We start from the raw sequence: 279 nt of genomic DNA, 5'->3' as shown, positions 1-279 counted from the left end.
CGCAGCCAACCCGTTCTATGCGCCACCGCCGCCCCAGGAAGATGCACCCATCTTCAGCGGCGACGCCGAGCTTGGGTTCAACCAGCTCTCCGGCAATACCGACAGCCGCACGCTGATCGGCAAAACGCTGCTCACCTGGCTGACCGGCGACTTCACCCACTCGTTTCGGGCAGAAGTGCGCAATGTCAGCAAGGATGGCGAGACCAGCGCGGAGCAGTACCTCGTGGCGGGGCGGGAGCGCTATGACTTCAACGGCCCGCATTACCTGTTTGGATTTGC

The 279-nt window shown here is 63.1% G+C and carries 1 protein-coding gene; it reads left to right on the top strand.

All coding sequences use genetic code 11. The features are described 5' to 3' along the window. Positions 1-279: DUF481 domain-containing protein (locus V0R37_RS22025; protein WP_420376545.1), on the top strand; the 279-nt coding region annotated here is incomplete at both ends.

Source organism: Pollutimonas rozaliensis, from assembly GCF_048751585.1.
GTDB lineage: Bacteria > Pseudomonadota > Gammaproteobacteria > Burkholderiales > Burkholderiaceae_B.
Note: the sequence above shows the minus strand (reverse complement) of the source record. Positions and strands in the feature narration are given on the sequence as shown.